Here is a 19,319-nt window from a genome sequence, read left to right as displayed (position 1 = left end):
GGTAGCGCGGCACAGCCAGCCGCTGGAATGGCACAGCAGAGGCCCGTACTGCGCCTCTGCTGTGGTTACCGGTCAGGGATATCGTTCAGAACGAATCACTTACCACTTTTTACTTTAGTCCATGCGCGGGTGCGTGCGCGATCCAGTTTCGGATCCTGGACCTTGAGCACAAACAGCTTCGCCATCGCGTCCGGCGTCGGGAAGATGCCCGGATTGTTGCGGACGTCGGCGTTAATCAGCGGCAGCGACGCTTTATTGCCGTTGGCATAATTGATTTTGTTGGATACCTCAGCGATCACTTTCGGCTCCATGATGTAGTTCAGCCACTGATAGGCAGCATCCATATTTTTCGCATCTTTCGGGATCGCCATCATGTCAAAGAACGCCAGGGCGCCCTCTTTCGGCACGCTATAGCCCAGGTGAACGCCGTTATTTGCTTTTTCAGCGCGATCTTTCGCCTGCAGAATATCGCCAGACCAGCCTATCGCCACGCAGGTGTTACCATTCGCCAGGTCGTTGATATATTGCGACGAGTGGAAATAGCGAATATTTGGCCGCAGTTTCATCAGCAGATCGGTCGCCGCTCCGGTGTAATCTTTGGCGTCAGCGCTGTTGGGATCTTTGCCAAGATAGTTCAGCACCGTGGCGAAGATCTCTTCCGGCGCGTCCAGGAAAGAGACACCGCAGCTTTTCAGTTTTTCGAGGTTTTCCGGTTTCAGCACCAGATCCCAGCTGTTAACCGGCGCGTCCGCACCGAGCGCGGCTTTGACTTTCTCAACGTTATAACCGATGCCGGTGGTGCCCCACAGATAAGGAATCGCGTATTTATTGCCAGGATCGTGCTGTGCCACTTTGGCCATCAGGTCCGGATCGAGGTTTTTGTAGTTCGGCAGTTTACTTTTGTCGAGTTCCTGAAACACGCCCGACTGCAGCTGGCGCGCCAGAAAACTGGATGAGGGCACCACAACATCATAGCCGGTGCTGCCCGCCATCAGTTTGCCTTCCAGCACTTCATTGGAGTCAAAGACGTCATACACAACTTTGATGCCGGTCTGCTTTTCAAAGTTGGGCACCGTATCGGCCGCAATATAATCGGACCAGTTATAGACGTGCAGCGTTTTATCTTCTGCCTGAGCAGCAACAGCTGATGCCATTACCACACCAGCCACTGCGGCTGGCAACCATTTTTTTGTCTGGTTGTTCATCTGTTATTTTCTCCTGAACGGGTCAATAAACGCTGCATACAGCCGATCCGATGATTTCCTGTCTGAAAATAGCCAGACATACAATGAATCACTCTTCAGCGGACGTTAAATAGTAAATACCTATAGCCAGTCTCGGGAGAGTGAGCCAGCAACCTGCAAATGGGTAGCTATGCAGATGCGTAACGGCGGGCCTTCCCTGAAATCAGTATAGCGCTGCTGAGCGGTAGCCTGTCCGGCACAGCTTCGCAAGAATAGCCCCCCTGATCTCTGCGCACCAGACCCCAGCGTAAAAAACGCCTTTTTACGATATTTTATGCACTTTTGTGCTATGTGGTCTGGCAGTTACGGCATAAAGCATGACTAAAATCTGGCGGGAGCGGGCAAATAACAGAATAAAAAATGGCAGGAGAAAATCAGAAAGAAAACTGCCGCAGTCTGCGGCAGTGAATATAAAGCGGAATTAGTGTAAAACCCCTGAACTGCTGACCCCGGAAGGACGCTCCTCCTCCTCACCCATCATCAGCAGGTGATTCGCAAAGGCTTCCATAATCACCATAGAAACCCCCTCTTCACTCTGCTTCATAAAGTGCGTGAACTGACTGAAGGTGATGCCGGCGGTAACACTCAGGGACTGACAGACAATCAGCTTGGGCAGATTATCATCCTGAATATCGATAAAAGCTTTGATGGTCAGCGAGCTGGCATTAATTTGCGACAGATCGCCGACCAGCGGAATAAGCGCTGTGGGTTTAACTTCAGCCAGCGCAGAAAACAGAATAACGTTATCCACCAGGTCAATTTTTGCGTCAAACACCCCGTCAAAATTCTGCATGTGCGGCAGATGTAATGCCTGACAGGCATCACATTCGAACCAGGTGATATTTTGTTGATCCAGCCAGCGACGCAGCATGTCGATGTCAGGAACGACCAGTGAATCCATCGCTATTTCCTGTGGGGTGAATAAATAAGCGCCTTAGCTTACGGAAAAATGGGGTCAGATGCCACGAAAACCACCGGAAAACGCTATCTAGCCACCGGTTTTAGGACGATAGCCGGGGCAGGCGTGCTGCTCAATCCAGTCGATCATCATAGTGGCAATATCCAGGCCCGTGCAGCCCTCAATACCTTCCAGACCGGGTGAGGCGTTGACCTCCATGACCAGCGGACCGCGGCTGGCACGCAGAATATCGACGCCCGCCACGGCCAGCCCCAGCGTTGCCGCGGCTTTAATGGCGATGTCACGCTCCCGGTCGCTGATAGTAACAGGGTGCGCGGTGCCGCCACGATGCAGATTTGAGCGGAATTCCCCCTCTTTTGCCTCACGCCCGATGGCAGCCACCACGCGATCGCCAATAACCAGACAGCGAATATCGCGGCCCCGCGCTTCTTTAATAAACTCCTGCACCAGAATATGCGCATTGAGACCGCGAAACGCATCAATCACGCTTTCGGCGGCCTGACGCGTCTCTGCCAGCACGACGCCAATCCCCTGGGTGCCTTCCACCAGCTTAACCACCAGCGGCGCCCCGCCCACCATGCGGATCAGATCGCCGGTATCATCCGGCGAGGAAGCGATACCGGTCACCGGCATATCAATGCCCTCGCGCGCCAGCAGCTGCAGCGAGCGCAGCTTGTCGCGGGCGCGGGTGATCGCCACCGATTCATTGAGCGGGTAGCTGCCAAGCAGCTCAAACTGGCGCAGCACCGCGGTGCCATAAAAAGTTGTGGCCGTGCCGATTCGCGGGATCACCGCATCAAAATGACCGAGTATCTCACCCTGATAATGCACGGCCGGCAGCGCTGCGTTGATATTCATATAGCAGGAGAGCGGATCGATCATCGCAATCTGATGCCCGCGTGCCTCAGCGGCTGCGCGCAGCCGCTGACTGGAATAAAGCGTGCTGTCGCGGGTAAGAAGCGCCATTTTCATGCGGCAGTCCTCCTGACTTAACGCGTCGCCCAGCCCTGACTGTGCAGATAGTCGAGCATAAACGGACGCGTCTCTTTAACGATCAGGCGCTGGATGAGATCGCTCCAGGTTTCGGAACGCTGGTTGCTGTCGCGCTGCTGATAGTACTCCGTGATTTGCTGGTCATACTCTGCCAGCACTGTTTTATCTACCTGATGATAGCTGTTTTCATGGACCAGCATCGCCTGCGGCATACGGGGTTTCACATCCGGAGAGGCTGACGGATAGCCGATACAGAAGCCAAACAGCGGCAGCACAAATTTTGGCAGCTCCAGCAGCGCGGTCACGTCCGCAATGTTATTGCGGATCCCGCCGATAAAAACGCCACCCAGCCCAAGCGACTCGGCGGCCACCATCGCATTTTGCGCCATTAGCGCGGTATCCACACAGCCCAGCAGCAGCTGTTCAGCACGACCCAGCTGAGCATCCGGGCAGATTTGCAGATGGCGGTTAAAATCGGCGCAGAAGACCCAAAACTCCGGTGCATCCGTTACCCATGACTGGCCGCCCGCCAGCTCCGCCAGCGCGCGGCGCTTTTCGCGATCGGTGATGCGTACGATGGATGAGCACTGCAGAAAACTGGAGGTAGAAGCCGCCTGCGCTGCAGCAATAATCGCGCGGCGCTGAGCGTCATCAATACCCTGCTCAGTAAAAGCACGAATGGAACGGTGGCTGCATAGCAGATCGATTGTCGGCGTCATTATGTTCTCCGGTTATTTCCTGGTGTGAGTATGATCAAAAAGGTGCGGGGCCATGACTTTGGCGGTACGCCACATAATCAGCCATGCCGCAGGCAGCATCAGCGCAATGCCCAGCAAAAAAAGTAGCGTAGCCAGCGGCTTTTGCCCAATCGCGGCAGGCGCTGGCAGCCAGTTATTCATCAGCAAAAGCGCGCCGGCTACTGCGCAGGCGCCCAGCGCCTCAAGCAGCAACACGGGTTTTGGCAATCTTGCAAAGTTACGCATCGTGATACCTCTGCTGTTTGCGGGTCTGGTTCGGCGTATCGCTGCTGCCAGCATAGCCCGTCAGGGATAGCGTACATCCATCAGAGTAACAGGTATTTTCTGCTTCTCTTAAGCAGCATGAGCGGGCATGATGTGAACCATTATTCACGCTGTGCTGTGACTTTGCTCACAAAACAGCAGCGGAAGGAGAGAAGCAATGATTGCAGTGATTTTTGGCCGTTCAGGATGCCCTTATTGCGTACGCGCTAAAGAGTTAGCCGCTAAGCTGACCAGCGACCAGGATAGCTTCAACTACCAGTATGTTGATATTCAGGCAACCGGCATCACTAAAGCCGATCTGGAAGCGCGCGCCGGTAAACCAGTGACCACGGTGCCGCAGATTTTTATCGACGATCGACACATCGGTGGTTACACCGAATTTGCTGCCTGGACCAAAGAGAATCTTGGCATAGAGGCATAAAAAAACGGGCCATAAGGCCCGTTTTTTAATCGATGCGCATAGCCAGCATAATGCGCAGCAGACGAACCAGTAGCGCACCACACCCTGCCCAGAATAACGCACTCAGACTCCAGGCCAGCCCCATCAGCGGCGTATGACTGACCTGCTCTGTCAGCATGACCCAGCTCATCCCCAGCAGCGTTCCCGCTATCGCTGACCACAGCGTTGACACCATCGGGCTGGCGGGCTGCAGCAGCGCAATCGCTACCCCAGGCAACAGAAACAGCAGGAGTTCTGGCTGACCATGCCGCATATGGAGCGGCACGCTCCAGAAGTGGTGGGCAAAAATAAACACCAGCGTATAAAGCGTCGCGCCTGACGCGAATGCGGACCAGCGATGGCTGCGCTGCAACATAACAATCCTCAACGTTAACGTTAAAACAGAACTTTTAATGCCTGGCGCACATGCGTGGAAATAAATAGAAACAGCTACAAACAGAAAGAGTGAGCAATGCGGATAGCTGAAGCAAATAATAATGTTTAGAATAATGTCGCTTCAGAATCGGGCGGGACAGGAAGGCCAGCCCCGGCGTTTACCGCTCTGATTAAGATAGCTAAAAATCCTCCTCCTATCAACCTGTTACACGTGAATAAGAAGTTAAAACTGTGAACATTAACGTCGCAGAATTGTTAAGCAAAAATGACGTTCTGTTATTATTTGTCGTATTAGCGCTCGGCCTCTGTCTGGGAAAACTGCGTCTTGGTTCCGTCCAGCTGGGTAATTCAATTGGCGTACTGGTTGTCTCTCTGATTTTAGGCCAGCAGCATTTTGCGATTAATACCGACGCTCTGAGCCTGGGTTTTATGCTGTTTATTTTTTGTGTCGGCGTGGAGGCGGGACCCAACTTCTTTTCTATCTTTTTCCGCGACGGTAAAAACTATTTTTTCTTAGCCATTGTGATGGTGGTCAGCGCGCTGCTGGTCGCGCTTATTCTTGGCAATCTGTTTGGCTGGGATATCGGCCTTACGGCGGGCATGCTGGCAGGGTCAATGACCTCAACGCCGGTGCTGGTCGGTGCCGGCGATACGCTGCGGCAGAGCATCAGCGATCCGCGTCAGTTAAGTATGATGCAGGATAATCTGAGCCTCGGCTACGCCCTGACCTATCTGGTGGGGCTGGTCAGCCTGATTTTCGGCGCCCGCTATCTGCCCCGGTTGCAGCATCAGGATCTGCCCACCTGCGCCCAGCAAATTGCCCGCGAACGCGGTCTGGATGCTGACAGCCAGCGTAAGGTTTTTTTACCGGTGATCCGCGCCTATCGCGTCGGACCGGAGCTGGTAGCCTGGAGCGGCGGCAAAAACCTGCGCGAGCTGGGTATCCATCGTCAGACCGGCTGCTATATAGAACGTCTGCGGCGTAACGGCATTCTCGCCAGCCCGGACGGAGATGCCATGCTGCAGCTGGGCGATGAGATCTCACTGGTAGGTTATCCTGACGCCCACGCCCGGCTCGATGCCAGCTTCCGCAATGGTAAAGAGGTGTTCGACCGCGATCTGCTCGATATGCGCATCGTCACCGAGGAGATTGTGGTCAAGAACCACAATGCGGTAAATAAGCGGCTCAGCCATCTTAAACTCACCGATCATGGCTGCTTTCTGAATCGGGTGATCCGCAGCCAGATTGAGATGCCGATCGATGACAGCATCATGCTCAATAAAGGCGATGTGCTGCAGGTCAGCGGTGAAGCGCGCCGTGTTAAAAGCCTGGCCGATCGCATCGGCTTTATTGCCATTCACAGTCAGATGACTGACCTGCTCGCTTTCTGCGCCTTTTTTATCATCGGCCTGATGATAGGGATGATCACGTTTCAGTTCAGCAATTTCAGCTTTGGTATTGGTAACGCTGCCGGCCTGCTGTTTGCCGGCATCATGCTGGGCTTCCTGCGCGCCAACCACCCTACCTTTGGCTATATTCCGCAGGGTGCCCTGACCATGCTGAAAGAGTTCGGACTGATGGTCTTTATGGCAGGCGTCGGGCTCAGCGCCGGCAGTGGACTGCAGCACGGGCTCGGCAGCGCCGGTGCCCTGATGCTGCTGAGCGGGCTGCTGGTCAGCCTGGTGCCGGTGGTTATCTGCTATCTGTTTGGCGCTTACGTGCTGCGCATGAACCGCGCGCTGCTGTTTGGTGCCATCATGGGCGCACGCACCTGTGCGCCAGCCATGGAGATTATCAGCGATACCGCACGCAGTAATATTCCGGCGCTGGGCTATGCCGGCACCTATGCGATTGCCAATGTGCTACTGACGCTGGCCGGCACGCTGATTGTGATTATCTGGCCAGTGCTGGCGGGATAAATTATTTTTGTCTGTCGGGAACCTTTACCGGCCGCCAGCGTCTGAATAAGTGCCACTGCTTTTCTTTGAAATCCCCGGATTGAGGAGCCCGCCAGTCTTTTTGACTGACGGGTTTTTTTATATCTGACGCGGGTGCCTTAAGGTTGCGCTAAGCGAATCGCGCCATGCTGTGATCCTGACTTTTTTAACGATCACTCTTCATGCAACTGTCATCAAAGTTAAACACTTCCACAACCTGCTACCGGAATCGGAGCGGGACTATTTATTCTTTATCACTCCGCTTTTACGCTATCAACTTCATTTTACTGGCAATTCTGGCAGCCCTGTTTATTTACTTATCACGTAATGAGCAGCCTGACATCGCTATCAGCCAGTACTGGTTTGATCCGCTTACGCAGCGCTTTCCCTGGCAGCACAACCGCTGGCTGGATCTCATTAATCATCGCATCGCTAAGGATGTGATTATTGCCGGGGCCGTGCTGCTGCTGTTTCAGGGTATACGCACCCGCAATGCGCGGCAGATGCTGGTTGCGCTGCTGTTTGGTCTTGGCCCGCTGGTGGTGGGGATCATCAAAGCACACAGCGCGCACTCCTGCCCCTGGGATCTGGCGATGTTTGGCGGTAAGGCGCTCTCTTTTCCGTTGCTGGGCAGCGTACCTGCCGGCAGCGGACCCGGCGGCTGCTTTCCGGGCGGACATGCATCGAGTGGCTTTGCGGTGATGGCGCTGTTTTTTCTCTGGTGGCCGGAGCATCCACGCCGCGCCCTGCTGGCGCTGCTGGCAGGTGTCGCCCTGGGTTTACTGATGGGTTTTGGTCAGGTAATGCGCGGTGCGCACTTTTTTTCGCACAATTTATGGGCCGGCTGGTGGGTCTGGCTGGCACAGCTGCTGACAGTGGCCGGTATATCTTTTTGGGTTAACAAAACGAGGATAGCTAAACGGGATGGAAGCAATTAACCACACCCTTTTTTTATGGATCAATGCCACGCCAGCGTCACCGGCCTGGCTGCTGAATCTGGCAACGTTTGTCGCCAAAGATCTGATTGCGATTGTGCCGCTGCTGATTGTGGCTCTCTGGCTGTGGGGACCGCGTGAGCAGGTGCAGTCTCAGCGCGCGCTGGTACTGAAAACCGGTATAGCGCTTATCTATGCGCTGCTGATCTCCTGGTGTACCGGCCAGCTGCTGCCCCATCCGCGCCCCTTTGCTATCGGCTTTGGACACCAGTTTCTGATGCACGCCGCAGATGACTCCTACCCGAGCGATCACGGCACAACTATTTTTACCTTTGCCCTCGCCTTTATTTTCTGGCACCGGCTCTGGTCCGGCATCCTGCTGCTGGCTATCGGCAGCGCTATCGCCTGGTCGCGCGTCTATCTGGGCGTTCACTGGCCGCTGGATATGATCGGCGGGTTCCTGGTCGGTATGCTGGGCTGCCTGGCCTCGCAGATGGCATGGCAGCTCTATGGCGATCGCCTGCTGGCACTGACGCATCAGGTTTATCGCGTGCTGTTTGCAATGCCGATTCGTAAGGGCTGGATCAGGGATTAGGAGCACTGAGCAGCGCGGGGCTGGGCGCTGAGCAGCGCGGGGCACTTAGAGATTAGCGCTGAGCAGCGCGCGGCAACAGAGGGGTTCCGCCCGCCAGGCTTCTGGCAGTTTCAGCGGCATTACCGCACGCGGACGGGCTAAGGGGCGGGTGGGCGCGCCCCTTAGCAATCCGCGCCCCGCGCCGTCCTCGCGAATTCCCGGGCTTATCCCTCCGGCCTTTACGGACCGCGCGGATTCGCTCCTGCTCAACCCGCGCTCTCGCCGGCGTCCTGCCGGCTCGCCCTGGCCGTCACTCTGCGCCCGGCGCTGCGGATGGCGCCATCCGGGTCCACTGGCACCGGAGGGGTTCCGCCCGCCAGGCTTCTGGCAGTTTCAGCGGTGCTTGCGCACGCGGACGGGCTAAGGGGCGGGTGGGCGCGCCCCTTAGCAATCCGCGCCCCGCGCCGTCCTCGCGAATTCCCGGACTTATCCCTCCGGCCTTAACGGACCGCGCGGATTCGCTCCTGCTCAACCCGCGCTCTCGCCGGCGTCCTGCCAGCTCGCCCTGGCCGTCACTCTGCGCCCGGCGCTGCGGATAGCGCCCCTCCTCCCCGCCTATAAATTTTTCATTTTGTTTTTTTAAAAGTGTTGCGGTGTGGTCTGAAGCTTCTTCACGAAACCTTCAGCCATAAAAAACGTAAGAAAAAGAGAAAAAACCAGCAGCGGCGGGAAGCGCCATCCGGGTCCGCCGAGGGAGGGCACGGTTCCGGGATGAGCCGACAGGACGTCGGCGAAAGGGCGCGGTGAGCAGGAGCGAATGGCGGCCGGTCCCGGGGAAGCGGGCGTGAGCGAGGGAACCGCGCAGCGGCGGGCGGGGCTGGCGCAGGGCCGGGGAGTGCAGAGGGCGCGGCCTGGCGCCCTCTGCCCGGTCGCCGTGCCGGGGCACAGGCTGCTGCTGCCGCTGACGGCGAACGGAACCGGCCCCGGAGCAAACGGAACCGGCCCCGGGGCAGCAGCGCCGTGCCGGAGCACAGGCCGCCGCCGCAACTGACGGCGAACGGAACCGGCGCTTAATCTGCGCCCCCGCAGCTGACGGCGAACGGAACCAGCCCCTGTGGGGCGAACGGAACCGGCTCGTAACCAGCCCCCGCGTCCTAACTAAACCACTTCCCGAACCAGCCGTGGAATTTCATCATAATAAAATCCCAGATCCGCCCGACAAAGCCGCCTTCCGGTATGGCTTCCATCGCCACCAGCGGGCGCTGCTCGATGGTTTTTCCATCCAGCTGGAAATCGATAGTGCCGACAACCTGATTTTTAGCGATGGGGGCTTCCAGCTGCGGCGTATTCAGGGTAAAGCTCGCTTTCAGATTTTTCATCTGACCTTTAGGTACGGTAATCGCCGCATCTTTCGCCACGCCGAGATCCACTTCTCCCTTATCACCAAACCAGACGCGCTGGCGGGCAAACGGCTTATCTGCTTTGATAGGCGTTACCGTTTCATAAAAACGGAATCCCCAGGTCAGCAGCTTTTCACTTTCGCGAAAACGAATGGCGTCGGTTTGTGCGCCCAGCACGACCGAGATCAGACGCATATCGCCATCAACGGCAGACGCCACCAGATTGTTGCCTGCGCCTGAGGTATGTCCGGTTTTAATGCCGTCCACTTTCAGGTTGGAGCTCCAGAGCAGCCGGTTGCGGTTGCGCTGCTTAATATTGTTAAACGTGAACTCTTTCTCGCTGTTCAGCGCATACTCGTCCGGCACATCGCTTATCAGCCGCTGGCCGATAATCGCCATATCGCGGGCGGTGCTGTACTGCCCTTCCGCGTCCAGACCGTGCACCGTCATAAAATGCGTATTTTGCAGACCGAAGGCTTTAACGTAGTTATTCATCAGCCCGATAAAGGCATCCTGGCTGCCGGCAACATAATCTGCCAGCGCAATACAGGCATCGTTGCCGGACTGAATAACAATGCCTTTATTTAATTCTGATACCGGAATACGGTCGCCGGGCTTGAGGAACATCAGCGATGAGCCGCGCAGCTTTGGATTACCGGTCGCCCAGGCATCCTGGCCAATCGTCACCATATCACCGTTGTGGATCTTTCCTGATTTCAGCGCCTGCCCTACCACATAGCTGGTCATCATCTTGGTCAGACTGGCAGGATCGAGCCGCTGATCGGCATTCGATTCAGCCAGAACTTTGCCGCTGTTATAGTCCATCAGAACCCAGGCTTTGGCCTCGATTTGCGGGGCAGCCGGAGCGTCAACGGCCTGAGAAACAGCCGGGAAAATAAACAACAGCGAGGAGGCAGCCAGGGGCCGTAATAACGATGCGCAAAGGTGTAGTTTCATGGGCGTAACCAGATTGTCCTTGTAAAATCGGGGCTTTCGCGGGCGGGGAAGATCTCGTGTAAAACGCTAACGGTTCACGCTGGCGAAAAAAACCGTTGAATCGTAAAGTTAATTAAGTTTTCTTATATTAATCCAGGTCAACATCCTGTCCGGTCCAGTGTAAGCCGTCAGCGGTGGTAAAAAACTGCGCACAATTCTGAATTTGTCCGGAAAAGCTAAGCCTGTCACAAAATTCCGCTACGCTGGGATCAGTCAGCCTGAGGAGAGCGTTATGGATCTTGCCGTGTTCGATCTTGATGAAACCCTGATATGTGATGACAGCACCAGCCTCTGGTTGCGCTGGCTGGTGTCACAGGGGTTTGCGCCTGAAACAGTGATTGATGAGGATCGCAGGCTGATGCAGCGTTATTACGCCGGCGAGCTGCCCATTGAAGAGTATATGCACACCACGCTGGCACCGCTGGCTGGCATGGCCACGCCGACCGTGGCTGGCTGGATAAGACGCTTTATCCACCGTGACATCCTGCCGCGTGTGTTTCCTGCCGCACGGGAGCGCATTCAGTGGCATCAGCAGCGTGGTGATAAGGTGCTGATCGTGACCGCCAGTGGCGATCACCTTGCCATTCCTATCGCTGAACGTCTGGGCGTGGACGGTGCGCTGGCCATTCATGCTGAAGTTGTTGATGCCCGCTACAGCGGCTCTATGCTTGGCACCGCAACCTATCGCGAAGGTAAAGTGGTTCGCCTGCGCGACTGGCAGGCCCGTCAGCAGGCGCTCAGTTTCACACGCACCTGGGCCTACAGCGACTCGTTTAATGACCTGCCGCTGCTGGCCTGGGCTGACCACGCCTGGGCAGTCAATCCGGATGCGCGCCTGCAGCATGAGGCGGAGCAGCGCGGCTGGCAGATTTGCCGCTGGGCGCGCTGATTAGTTACCTGTTTCAGCCTGCTCCGGCTGCACGCCTACCCGGAGCAATTTACCGCTGGCTTCATCGGTCAGTACGTAAAGCCAGCCATCCGGCCCCTGACGCACATCGCGGATACGTTCATTACGATCGCTCAGCAGCCGCTCCTCCTCCGTGACCCGATCGCCCTCAACGCGCAGCCGGATCAGGCTTTTATCTTTCAGTGCACCGATAAACAGCGCGTTTTTCCACTGCGGAAAGCGCGTACTGGTGTAGAACGCCATGCCGCTGAGAGCCGGTGACACTTTCCACCAGAACAGCGGCTGGTCGGTTCCTGCGACCTGCGTACCCTTCGCTTCCGGCACCGGCTGCCCGCTGTAATCGATGCCGTACGTGGCAAGCGGCCAGCCATAGTTGTGGCCTTTCTCCAGCCGGTTTACCTCATCGCCGCCGCGCGGCCCGTGCTCACTCTCCCACATCTCTCCCGTCCAGGGATTCAGCGCCAGCCCCTGAGGATTACGCACGCCATAGCTCCAGATCTCCGGACGGGCGCCCTGGGTGTGAACAAACGGATTATCCTGCGGTACGCCGCCCTCCTGCGTCAGGCGAACAATTTTTCCTGACAGCTTATCCAGCTGCTGGGCGCTGCTGCTGACAAAATTGTCGCCGAAAGCCACATAGAGAAAGCCCTGCCGGTCAAAGGCGAGCCGGGTACCGATATTGGCACCACCGGAGAGTTTAGGCGTCTGCTCCAGCACCACGCGAAACCCGTTAAGCTTCTGCATATCCTCGCTCAGCTGACCGTAACCCACGACGCCACCGGCACGCCCGCGGCTATCGGCCGTGGTGTAACTCAGCCATACGCGGCGGCTTTGCGCGAAATCAGGTGCCGGAACCACATCCAGTAACCCGCCCTGCCGCTCAGCCCAGACCTGCGGCACGCCCTGAATCGGCTTCGACAGGCCGCCCTCAGGCTGCCAGCTGCGCAGCTGACCGGTGCGCTCGGTGATAAGCAGCGTGCGGTTATCCGGCAAAAAAGCCACCGACCAGGGATGAGAGAGGTTGTCCTGCAGCACCTCTACCGCCACATCCGCAGCCAGCGCCAGAGAAGAACAGCTTAGTGCGCCGGAAATCAGCGCTGCCCGCCAGATATGCATAGGTTGCTCCTGTATTCGCTCTGCCGTTAAGGGTAGACAGCGCGCACGCAGCAGCGGGGGAAATTTACAAAACATTAAGCCCGGCGCAGGCCGGGCTGGAGGAGATTACTCGAAGCAGGTTTCAGGGTTGTCAGACAGGCAGATAAACTCTGCGCCGCCTTTGGTCAGGGCGTTGATTTTCCCCGTTTCGATATCGTAAACCCAGCCGTGCAGACGCAGCTTGCCTTTACGCAAAGCAACCGAGACGGAAGGATGCGTTTTGATATTGTTCAGCTGCGCTATAACGTTCTCTTTCACCATCTCATTAAGGCGCACCTCAACAGAATCGTAGTTGCGCTCGTCAACCACGGCTTTTGCGGCGTTAGCGTAGTGCAGCCAGTGATCGACCGCCGGCATGTTTTCCAGATCGGCGTTGGAGGCGATCGCGTTCATTGCGCCACAGTTGGAGTGACCGCAAATAATGATTTCCGTTACGCCCAGCGCCAGTACCGCATACTCGATGGTGGCAGAGACGCCGCCTGGCTCCGGGCCAAACGGTGGCACAATGTTGCCGGCGTTGCGGATCACAAACAGCTGTCCCGGCTCCTGCTGCGTGACCAGCTCCGGCACCAGACGGCTGTCTGAACAGGAGATAAACAGCGCTTTAGGATTCTGGTTGGAAGCCAGACTCTTGAAAAGATCCTTCCTTTCAGGGAATACGTTCTGTTGAAAATTCAGAAAACCTTTGACGATCTCTTGCATTTGTCTGCTCTCACTCTATGCACTGCTGCGCTGTCATCGCATAGCCTGCCAGCGCACGCGTTTAAATTCTTCAGCGTTGAGAATAAGTTACCTTCAACAACCCGTCATTTAAGCAAAATCGCAGCAACCGCACAACCCGCTGCGGGCTGAAATACCCGGCGTCAGGCTGCGCCGTGCACTCTAAGCATAGCGCTGCATTCACATTCTGCAGGCAGGCAGATTGTTGCTTCAGCTATACATTTTCCGCTGCAACCTCTGTACAATCGCGCTCCTGTCCATACTAATTATGATGAATTTTTATCCTTATGAGCCATGTCACTAATCCGCCACGCGTGGGCTTCGTCTCACTCGGTTGTCCTAAAAACCTCGTTGACTCAGAACGTATCCTGACGGAACTGCGTACTGAAGGCTATGTCGTGGTACCACGCTACGATGACGCGGAGATCGTTATCGTTAATACCTGCGGATTTATTGACAGCGCGGTTCAGGAATCTCTGGAAGCGATTGGTGAAGCGCTGAATGAAAACGGCAAAGTGATCGTCACCGGCTGTCTGGGTGCCAAAGTGGATCAGATCCGCGAAGTGCATCCGAAAGTGCTGGAGATCACCGGTCCGCACAGCTATGAGCAGGTGCTTGAGCACGTGCATACCTATGTACCTAAACCTGTTCATAACCCGTTTCTGAGCCTGGTGCCTGAGCAGGGCGTGAAACTGACGCCGCGCCACTACGCCTATCTGAAAATCTCGGAAGGCTGCAACCACCGCTGTACGTTCTGTATTATTCCGTCCATGCGCGGCGATCTCGACAGTCGTCCGATTGGCAGCGTGCTGGATGAAGCGAAGCGTCTGGCTGAGTCAGGCGTGAAAGAGCTGCTGGTGATCTCGCAGGATACGTCTGCTTACGGCGTGGATGTGAAACATCGTACCGGTTTCTGGAACGGTGCGCCGGTAAAAACCAGCATGGTGAGCCTGTGTGAACAGCTGGCAAAACTCGGCGTCTGGGTGCGTCTGCACTATGTTTATCCCTATCCGCACGTGGATGATGTCATCCCGCTGATGGCAGAAGGCAAAATTTTGCCCTACCTCGACATTCCGCTGCAGCACGCCAGCCCGCGCATCCTGAAGCTGATGAAGCGTCCGGGCGCCGTGGAGCGTACGCTGGAGCGCATCAAGCGCTGGCGTGAGATCTGTCCGGAGCTGACGCTGCGCTCTACGTTTATCGTGGGCTTCCCGGGTGAAACCGAAGAAGATTTCCAGATGCTGCTCGATTTTCTGAAAGAGGCGCGCCTCGATCGCGTAGGCTGCTTCCAGTACAGCCCGGTAGAAGGCGCCACCGCCAATCAGCTGCCGGATCCGGTTCCGGAAGAGGTAAAACAGGCGCGCTTTGACCGCTTTATGCAGCTGCAGCAGCAGATCTCCAGCGAACGCCTGCAGGAGAAAGTGGGCCGCGAAATACTGGTCATCATTGACGAAGTGGATGAAGAAGGTGCCGTCGGACGCAGCATGGCAGACGCACCGGAAATCGACGGTGCCGTCTATCTCAACGGCGACCGGCAGGTAAAAGCAGGTGATGTGGTGCGGGTGAAAGTGGAACACGCCGACGAATACGATCTGTGGGGCAGCCGCATCTAACCATATTTCTGCTGGTGCGCTTTTTTACGCTTCAGATAATCTTCGTCGGCGCGTAATTTATCCCAGCATACTTTAAAGATGGCCGCCGCTGCGGCCTTCTCTTTTTCTACCGTGCGCGGCAGCTCTTTGCCATCCGCATCATATTTACGTCCCCCCTGATGATTGCTGTAGCGCCGGGCGCGCGTATACCCCATCTGAATAAATTTACGCGCCATATCCATACCGACAAAATCATCTTTCTCGCGATACGCTTCAAACAGCTGCATAATTTTTTCCGAGGACTCTTTCGCTACCTCTACGGTACGAAAACGCCACCAGGGCAAAATTTCGCTTTTGTAAGGTTCCACCATCAGTACGCCCTGCTCGCCCCGCCCCACGCGATAAAGCTCAGGGTGCTGTCGCAAATCAAGATTTTTATAATCCTGCTGATAATCAAACGGTTCCATCTCTCTTCTCCTTTGCGCCCTGAGCTGCCACCGGGACGGCTTTGCGCTGGCAGCATCCTTACCGGCGGAGCAACGTCCTGCGCAACGGCCCGGGGAAAATCTGTGAAAGCGTTATCGCTGCTCCTTTAATATTAGACACTTTTAGTAGCCCGGGCCGGTTCGCTGCTCAGCTTTTCAGTTTTGGATCCAGCGCATCGCGCAGGCCGTCACCCAGCAGGTTAAACGCCAGAACGGTCAGGAAAATCGCCAGGCTGGGGAAAATAGCGACGTGAGGCGCCATCACCATATCCGCTCGCGCTTCATTCAGCATTGCTCCCCACTCCGGCGTAGGCGGCTGTGCGCCGAGCCCCAGAAAAGAGAGGCTGGCGGCGGTGATAATTGAGGTACCAATACGCATGGTGAAATAGACCATGATGGAGGAAATCGTGCCGGGCAAAATATGCCGGAAAATAATCGTGCGATCTGACGCGCCAATGCTGCGCGCCGACTCGATATAGGTCTGCTGCTTGAGCACCAGCGTGTTACCGCGCACCAGCCGGGCGAACGCAGGTATGCTGAAAATCGCCACCGCCACAATAACGTTGCTCATCCCGCTGCCCATAATGGCGACGACCGCTATCGCCAGCAGAATACCGGGAAAGGCAAACAGCACGTCGCAGATGCGCATAATCAGCCGATCCCACCAGCCCTCATAGTACCCCGCCAGCAGACCCAGCAGCGTACCGATCAACGCGCCGATAATGACAGAGAAGAATCCCGCCATCAGTGAAATACGGGTGCCTGCCAGCACCCGGCTGAAAATGTCCCGCCCCAGCGAGTCCACGCCAAACAGGTGCAGCCACGACGGCCCTTCATTCAGACGATCGTAGTCAAAATAGTTTTCCGCATCGAAAGGCGCGATCCACGGCGCAATAAAGGCCAGTACAATCAGCAGCAGGACAAAGCTGCCCGCCAGCAGCGCCACATGCTGCTGGCGAAAACGGCGCCAGAACTCACGCCACGGGGTACGCACCCGGTTTTCCGTCAGGTGCGGCAGCTGTTTCACCACCGCATCGCGTCGCCAGTTTTTCAATCGCGACTCCTTATTTGTAGCGAATAGCCGGATTGATTGCCGCGTAAAGCATATCGACAATCAGATTGATCAGGATAAATTCCAGTGAAAACAGCAGAACTTCCGCCTGAATCACCGGGTAATCCCGCATCTCCACGGAGTCCACCAGCAGGCGACCGAGGCCAGGCCAGTTAAACACCACCTCCACCACGATCGATCCTCCCAGCAGAAAACCAAACTGCAGGCCCATCATCGTGACCACCGGGATCAGGGCGTTGCGCAGCCCATGTTTCACCACCACCAGCGATTCGCGCACGCCTTTAGCCCGGGCGGTGCGCATGTAATCTTCCTGCAAAACCTCAATAAATGAGGCGCGGGTAAAGCGCGCCATAATCGCGGCAACGGCAGCGCCCAGCGTGAGAGAAGGCAGAATATAGTGCTGCCAGCTATCTGCGCCCACGGTGGGCAGCCAGCCCAGCTCCACCGAAAAGATCTGCATCAGCAGCATACCCAGCGCAAAGGCCGGGAACGAGATGCCGGAAACCGCCAGCGTCATGCCGATGCGATCGGGCCAGCGGTTGCGCCACACGGCAGAGACAATACCCAGCGCCATACCCAGCAGCACTGACCACGCCATACTGGTCAGCGTCAGCCACAGCGTCGGGTAGAAGCGCTGCGCAATTTCGTCCGCCACCGGGCGTTTTGAGACCAGCGACTGGCCAAACTCTCCCTGCAGCGCATTGAAAATAAAATGCCAGAACTGCTGGATCAGCGGCTGATCCAGCCCGAGTTCGCTGCGTACCAGCGCAACAACGGAGGCATCCGCTTCGGGGCCGGCAATCAGACGGGCCGGATCGCCGGGCAGCAGATGTACAAACAGAAACACCAGTACGGCAACAATCAGCAGCGTGGGAATCAGTCCCAGCAAGCGTTTTAAAAAGTAGTTGAGCATGCAACATCCTGCGCAGCAGCGGCCAGCCGGAGCGGCTGGCCAGTCTGGTTACTTCAGATCCGCTTCGTCGAAATTAAACGAGGTATCCGGCATGACGTAGAACCCGGTCAGGTTTTTGTTGCTGGCCGAGAGCAGCTGCTCGACAACCAGCGGGATCCACGGATGGTCATTCCAGATGCGATCCTGCGCATCTTTATAGAGCTGCGCTTTGCGTTCACGATCGGTAGTCTTTAATGCATCAGCCAGATCTTTATCCACCTGCGGATTACTGTAAAACGCGGTATTGAAGATCGCTGGCGGCCAGGAGGTCGTGGCGAACAGCGGCGTCAGCGCCCAGTCGGCCTCACCGGTCGAGGCGGACCAGCCGGTATAAAACATGCGTACGCCACTCTCTTTTTGCCCTTTGCTTTCCACTTCCGCAGCGCGCTGTCCGGCATCCATAGCGGTGACTTTCACTTTCACGCCCACCTGCGCCAGCTGCTGCTGGGTAAACTGCAGCACTTTCTGCGCCGTGCTGTGGTTATGCGAGGACCAGAGCGTGGTCTCAAAGCCGTTGCCGTAGCCCGCTTCTTTCAGCAGCGCCCGCGCTTTAGCCGGATCGTATTTGATAGCCGGGTAACGCTGAGCGAAATCGATAGAGGGCGGCACGATACCGGTAGCGGGCGTGGCATACCCGGCAAACGCCACTTTTGCCAGCGCCTCGCGGTTAATGGCATATTCCAGCGCCTCACGCACTTTCGGGTTATCAAACGGCTTTTGCGTGACGTTCAGGCTGATATAACGCTGCATGATCGAAGGCGTGGTAATGACGTTCAGCTTAGCGTTACTTTCAAGGCGTTTGGCCTGCTCAAAAGGCACCGGAAAAGCAAACGTCGCCTCGCCGGTCTGCAGCATGGCCGCGCGGGTGTTGTTATCCACGATGGGACGCCAGGTAATGGTATCGAGTTTCGGATAGCCCGGCTTCCAGTATCCCGCCCACTTTTTCACTTTGACAAAATCGGTCTGATTCCAGGTTTCAAACACATAAGGGCCGGTGCCGACCGGATGGAAGCCAATCTCTTTGCCATACTTTTTCAGCGCAGTGGGCGAAATCATCGCCGCCGCCGGATGCGCCAGGTTGTTGATAAACGCTGAAAAAGGCTGCTTCAGCGTGATTTTTACCGTGAGCGGATCGACCACTTCCGTGGTCGCAATATATTTGAACAGGTTATAGCGTTTGAGATGGTTATCAGGATTACTGGCGCGATCGAGGTTCACCTTAACCGCCTCAGCGTTGAAATCGGTACCATCCTGAAATTTAATGCCGGAACGCAGTTTGATGGTGTAAGTGAGCCCGTCATCACTGGCCTGAGAGCTTTCGGCCAGCACGTTTACCAGCTTCATCTCTTTATCAAAGCTGAACAGCCCCTGATAGAAAGATTTGGCAACCGCCTGCGACAAGGTGTCGTTGGCGTCGTAAGGATCCAGCGTGGTAAAGGTTGAGCTCACGGCAATGACCGCATCTTTTGCCGCCCAGGCGGGCAGCGTCAGCGCAGCGCTCAGCACGCCAGCGGTGATAATCCCGTTACGCATAATCTGGTGCATGATGGTGCTTCTCCTGTAGTCCCTTGTGCTGCGTC

At 56.4% G+C, this 19,319-nt stretch carries 19 protein-coding genes; 6 read left to right on the top strand and 13 right to left on the bottom strand.

Going from position 1 to position 19,319, the window contains the following annotated elements; translation table 11 throughout:
- Window positions 1–95: 95 nt before the first annotated feature.
- From potF to F3J39_RS02090, 5 genes are all read right to left on the bottom strand, one after another.
- Entirely contained in the window at window positions 96–1,205 is a 1,110-nt protein-coding gene (gene potF / locus F3J39_RS02110) for a spermidine/putrescine ABC transporter substrate-binding protein PotF (RefSeq protein WP_071668664.1), read from the bottom strand.
- A 460-nt stretch (window positions 1,206–1,665) separates the two neighbouring features.
- On the bottom strand, window positions 1,666–2,145 hold the full coding sequence (locus F3J39_RS02105) for a YbjN domain-containing protein (RefSeq protein WP_039383479.1): 480 nt from the start codon (window positions 2,143–2,145) through the stop codon (window positions 1,666–1,668).
- An 87-nt stretch (window positions 2,146–2,232) separates the two neighbouring features.
- Window positions 2,233–3,135, bottom strand: a complete 903-nt coding sequence (gene rimK, locus F3J39_RS02100) for a 30S ribosomal protein S6--L-glutamate ligase (protein WP_071668663.1) — start codon at window positions 3,133–3,135, stop codon at window positions 2,233–2,235.
- 17 nt (window positions 3,136–3,152) lie between these two features.
- Window positions 3,153–3,875 (bottom strand): oxygen-insensitive NADPH nitroreductase, encoded by a 723-nt coding sequence (gene nfsA / locus F3J39_RS02095; RefSeq protein WP_039383474.1) that lies wholly within the window; start codon window positions 3,873–3,875, stop codon window positions 3,153–3,155.
- Between the two features lie 12 nt (window positions 3,876–3,887).
- Window positions 3,888–4,139 carry a DUF1418 family protein gene (locus tag F3J39_RS02090; protein ID WP_039383472.1) on the bottom strand — a complete coding sequence of 84 codons (252 nt, stop codon included), beginning with the start codon at window positions 4,137–4,139 and terminating at the stop codon, window positions 3,888–3,890.
- A 196-nt stretch (window positions 4,140–4,335) separates the two neighbouring features.
- Between F3J39_RS02090 and F3J39_RS02085 the strand changes: the two genes are divergently transcribed.
- Complete coding sequence (locus F3J39_RS02085) at window positions 4,336–4,599, top strand: GrxA family glutaredoxin (RefSeq protein ID WP_039383469.1); 264 nt, start codon at window positions 4,336–4,338, stop codon at window positions 4,597–4,599.
- Window positions 4,600–4,624: 25 nt separating this feature from the next.
- Here the strand turns inward: F3J39_RS02085 and ybjM are convergent, their stop codons facing one another.
- The gene (gene ybjM / locus F3J39_RS02080) at window positions 4,625–4,993 is read right to left on the bottom strand and encodes an inner membrane protein YbjM (protein WP_039383466.1); all 369 of its coding nucleotides are present in this window, start codon (window positions 4,991–4,993) and stop codon (window positions 4,625–4,627) included.
- 251 nt (window positions 4,994–5,244) lie between these two features.
- Between ybjM and F3J39_RS02075 the strand changes: the two genes are divergently transcribed.
- The 3 genes from F3J39_RS02075 (at window position 5,245) to ybjG (ending at window position 8,481) form a co-directional block, all read left to right on the top strand.
- Complete coding sequence (locus tag F3J39_RS02075) at window positions 5,245–6,933, top strand: aspartate:alanine antiporter (protein WP_039383465.1); 1,689 nt, start codon at window positions 5,245–5,247, stop codon at window positions 6,931–6,933.
- Window positions 6,934–7,133: 200 nt separating this feature from the next.
- Window positions 7,134–7,889 carry a phosphatase PAP2 family protein gene (locus F3J39_RS02070; protein WP_039383464.1) on the top strand — a complete coding sequence of 252 codons (756 nt, stop codon included), beginning with the start codon at window positions 7,134–7,136 and terminating at the stop codon, window positions 7,887–7,889.
- Window positions 7,876–8,481 (top strand): undecaprenyl-diphosphate phosphatase, encoded by a 606-nt coding sequence (ybjG, locus tag F3J39_RS02065; RefSeq protein ID WP_071668662.1) that lies wholly within the window; start codon window positions 7,876–7,878, stop codon window positions 8,479–8,481. The genes F3J39_RS02070 and ybjG overlap by 14 nt, the downstream gene beginning before the upstream one ends.
- A gap of 1,133 nt (window positions 8,482–9,614) precedes the next feature.
- Here the strand turns inward: ybjG and F3J39_RS02060 are convergent.
- Window positions 9,615–10,817 carry a serine hydrolase gene (locus F3J39_RS02060; RefSeq protein WP_071669030.1) on the bottom strand — a complete coding sequence of 401 codons (1,203 nt, stop codon included), beginning with the start codon at window positions 10,815–10,817 and terminating at the stop codon, window positions 9,615–9,617.
- A gap of 271 nt (window positions 10,818–11,088) precedes the next feature.
- On the opposite strand from F3J39_RS02060, the gene F3J39_RS02055 reads away from it, so the two are divergent.
- Window positions 11,089–11,745 carry an HAD family hydrolase gene (locus tag F3J39_RS02055; RefSeq protein ID WP_039383460.1) on the top strand — a complete coding sequence of 219 codons (657 nt, stop codon included), beginning with the start codon at window positions 11,089–11,091 and terminating at the stop codon, window positions 11,743–11,745.
- Here F3J39_RS02055 and F3J39_RS02050 read toward each other — a convergent pair whose 3' ends face one another.
- Together F3J39_RS02050 and F3J39_RS02045 are read right to left on the bottom strand one after the other, a co-directional pair.
- Entirely contained in the window at window positions 11,746–12,879 is a 1,134-nt protein-coding gene (locus F3J39_RS02050; protein WP_166713790.1) for a PQQ-dependent sugar dehydrogenase, read from the bottom strand.
- Window positions 12,880–12,984: 105 nt separating this feature from the next.
- A complete protein-coding gene (locus F3J39_RS02045; protein ID WP_039383457.1) occupies window positions 12,985–13,620 on the bottom strand; it encodes a carbonic anhydrase in 636 nt (211 codons plus the stop codon).
- A gap of 305 nt (window positions 13,621–13,925) precedes the next feature.
- Between F3J39_RS02045 and rimO the strand changes: the two genes are divergently transcribed.
- Window positions 13,926–15,251: a 30S ribosomal protein S12 methylthiotransferase RimO gene (gene rimO / locus F3J39_RS02040; protein WP_166713789.1), complete on the top strand. Its 1,326-nt coding sequence runs from the start codon at window positions 13,926–13,928 to the stop codon at window positions 15,249–15,251.
- Here rimO and F3J39_RS02035 read toward each other — a convergent pair.
- The 4 genes from F3J39_RS02035 to gsiB all read right to left on the bottom strand — a co-directional run bounded on the left by F3J39_RS02035 (window position 15,248) and on the right by gsiB (window position 19,284).
- On the bottom strand, window positions 15,248–15,697 hold the full coding sequence (locus tag F3J39_RS02035; protein ID WP_039383453.1) for a DUF4385 domain-containing protein: 450 nt from the start codon (window positions 15,695–15,697) through the stop codon (window positions 15,248–15,250). The two genes, rimO and F3J39_RS02035, sit on opposite strands and share 4 nt — an antisense overlap.
- 166 nt (window positions 15,698–15,863) lie before the next feature.
- On the bottom strand, window positions 15,864–16,769 hold the full coding sequence (gene gsiD / locus F3J39_RS02030; protein WP_039383451.1) for a glutathione ABC transporter permease GsiD: 906 nt from the start codon (window positions 16,767–16,769) through the stop codon (window positions 15,864–15,866).
- A 10-nt stretch (window positions 16,770–16,779) separates the two neighbouring features.
- Window positions 16,780–17,700, bottom strand: a complete 921-nt coding sequence (gene gsiC / locus F3J39_RS02025) for a glutathione ABC transporter permease GsiC (protein ID WP_039383449.1) — start codon at window positions 17,698–17,700, stop codon at window positions 16,780–16,782.
- Between the two features lie 48 nt (window positions 17,701–17,748).
- On the bottom strand, window positions 17,749–19,284 hold the full coding sequence (gene gsiB / locus F3J39_RS02020; RefSeq protein WP_094111989.1) for a glutathione ABC transporter substrate-binding protein GsiB: 1,536 nt from the start codon (window positions 19,282–19,284) through the stop codon (window positions 17,749–17,751).
- Between the last annotated feature and the right edge of the window lie 35 nt (window positions 19,285–19,319).

Origin of the sequence: Pantoea sp. Acro-807, from assembly GCF_011752675.1 — a bacterium.
Classification (GTDB): Bacteria; Pseudomonadota; Gammaproteobacteria; order Enterobacterales; family Enterobacteriaceae; genus Pantoea; species Pantoea eucrina.
The sequence above is the reverse complement of the archived record's forward strand: the minus strand, read 5'-3'. Positions and strand labels throughout refer to the sequence as shown.

What these genes read in the sequence shown, in the direction of transcription:
- F3J39_RS02035 (WP_039383453.1), bottom strand. Translation starts at nt 15,697, where the DNA reads ATGGAACCGTTTGATTATCAGCAGGATTATAAAAATCTTGATTTGCGA.
- nfsA (WP_039383474.1), bottom strand. Translation starts at nt 3,875, where the DNA reads ATGACGCCGACAATCGATCTGCTATGCAGCCACCGTTCCATTCGTGCT.
- F3J39_RS02060 (WP_071669030.1), bottom strand. Translation starts at nt 10,817, where the DNA reads ATGAAACTACACCTTTGCGCATCGTTATTACGGCCCCTGGCTGCCTCC.
- gsiC (WP_039383449.1), bottom strand. Translation starts at nt 17,700, where the DNA reads ATGCTCAACTACTTTTTAAAACGCTTGCTGGGACTGATTCCCACGCTG.
- F3J39_RS02055 (WP_039383460.1), top strand. Translation starts at nt 11,089, where the DNA reads ATGGATCTTGCCGTGTTCGATCTTGATGAAACCCTGATATGTGATGAC.
- F3J39_RS02070 (WP_039383464.1), top strand. Translation starts at nt 7,134, where the DNA reads ATGCAACTGTCATCAAAGTTAAACACTTCCACAACCTGCTACCGGAAT.
- potF (WP_071668664.1), bottom strand. Translation starts at nt 1,205, where the DNA reads ATGAACAACCAGACAAAAAAATGGTTGCCAGCCGCAGTGGCTGGTGTG.
- rimO (WP_166713789.1), top strand. Translation starts at nt 13,926, where the DNA reads ATGAGCCATGTCACTAATCCGCCACGCGTGGGCTTCGTCTCACTCGGT.
- F3J39_RS02105 (WP_039383479.1), bottom strand. Translation starts at nt 2,145, where the DNA reads ATGGATTCACTGGTCGTTCCTGACATCGACATGCTGCGTCGCTGGCTG.
- F3J39_RS02085 (WP_039383469.1), top strand. Translation starts at nt 4,336, where the DNA reads ATGATTGCAGTGATTTTTGGCCGTTCAGGATGCCCTTATTGCGTACGC.
- gsiB (WP_094111989.1), bottom strand. Translation starts at nt 19,284, where the DNA reads ATGCACCAGATTATGCGTAACGGGATTATCACCGCTGGCGTGCTGAGC.
- F3J39_RS02090 (WP_039383472.1), bottom strand. Translation starts at nt 4,139, where the DNA reads ATGCGTAACTTTGCAAGATTGCCAAAACCCGTGTTGCTGCTTGAGGCG.
- ybjG (WP_071668662.1), top strand. Translation starts at nt 7,876, where the DNA reads ATGGAAGCAATTAACCACACCCTTTTTTTATGGATCAATGCCACGCCA.
- rimK (WP_071668663.1), bottom strand. Translation starts at nt 3,135, where the DNA reads ATGAAAATGGCGCTTCTTACCCGCGACAGCACGCTTTATTCCAGTCAG.
- ybjM (WP_039383466.1), bottom strand. Translation starts at nt 4,993, where the DNA reads ATGTTGCAGCGCAGCCATCGCTGGTCCGCATTCGCGTCAGGCGCGACG.
- F3J39_RS02050 (WP_166713790.1), bottom strand. Translation starts at nt 12,879, where the DNA reads ATGCATATCTGGCGGGCAGCGCTGATTTCCGGCGCACTAAGCTGTTCT.
- F3J39_RS02045 (WP_039383457.1), bottom strand. Translation starts at nt 13,620, where the DNA reads ATGCAAGAGATCGTCAAAGGTTTTCTGAATTTTCAACAGAACGTATTC.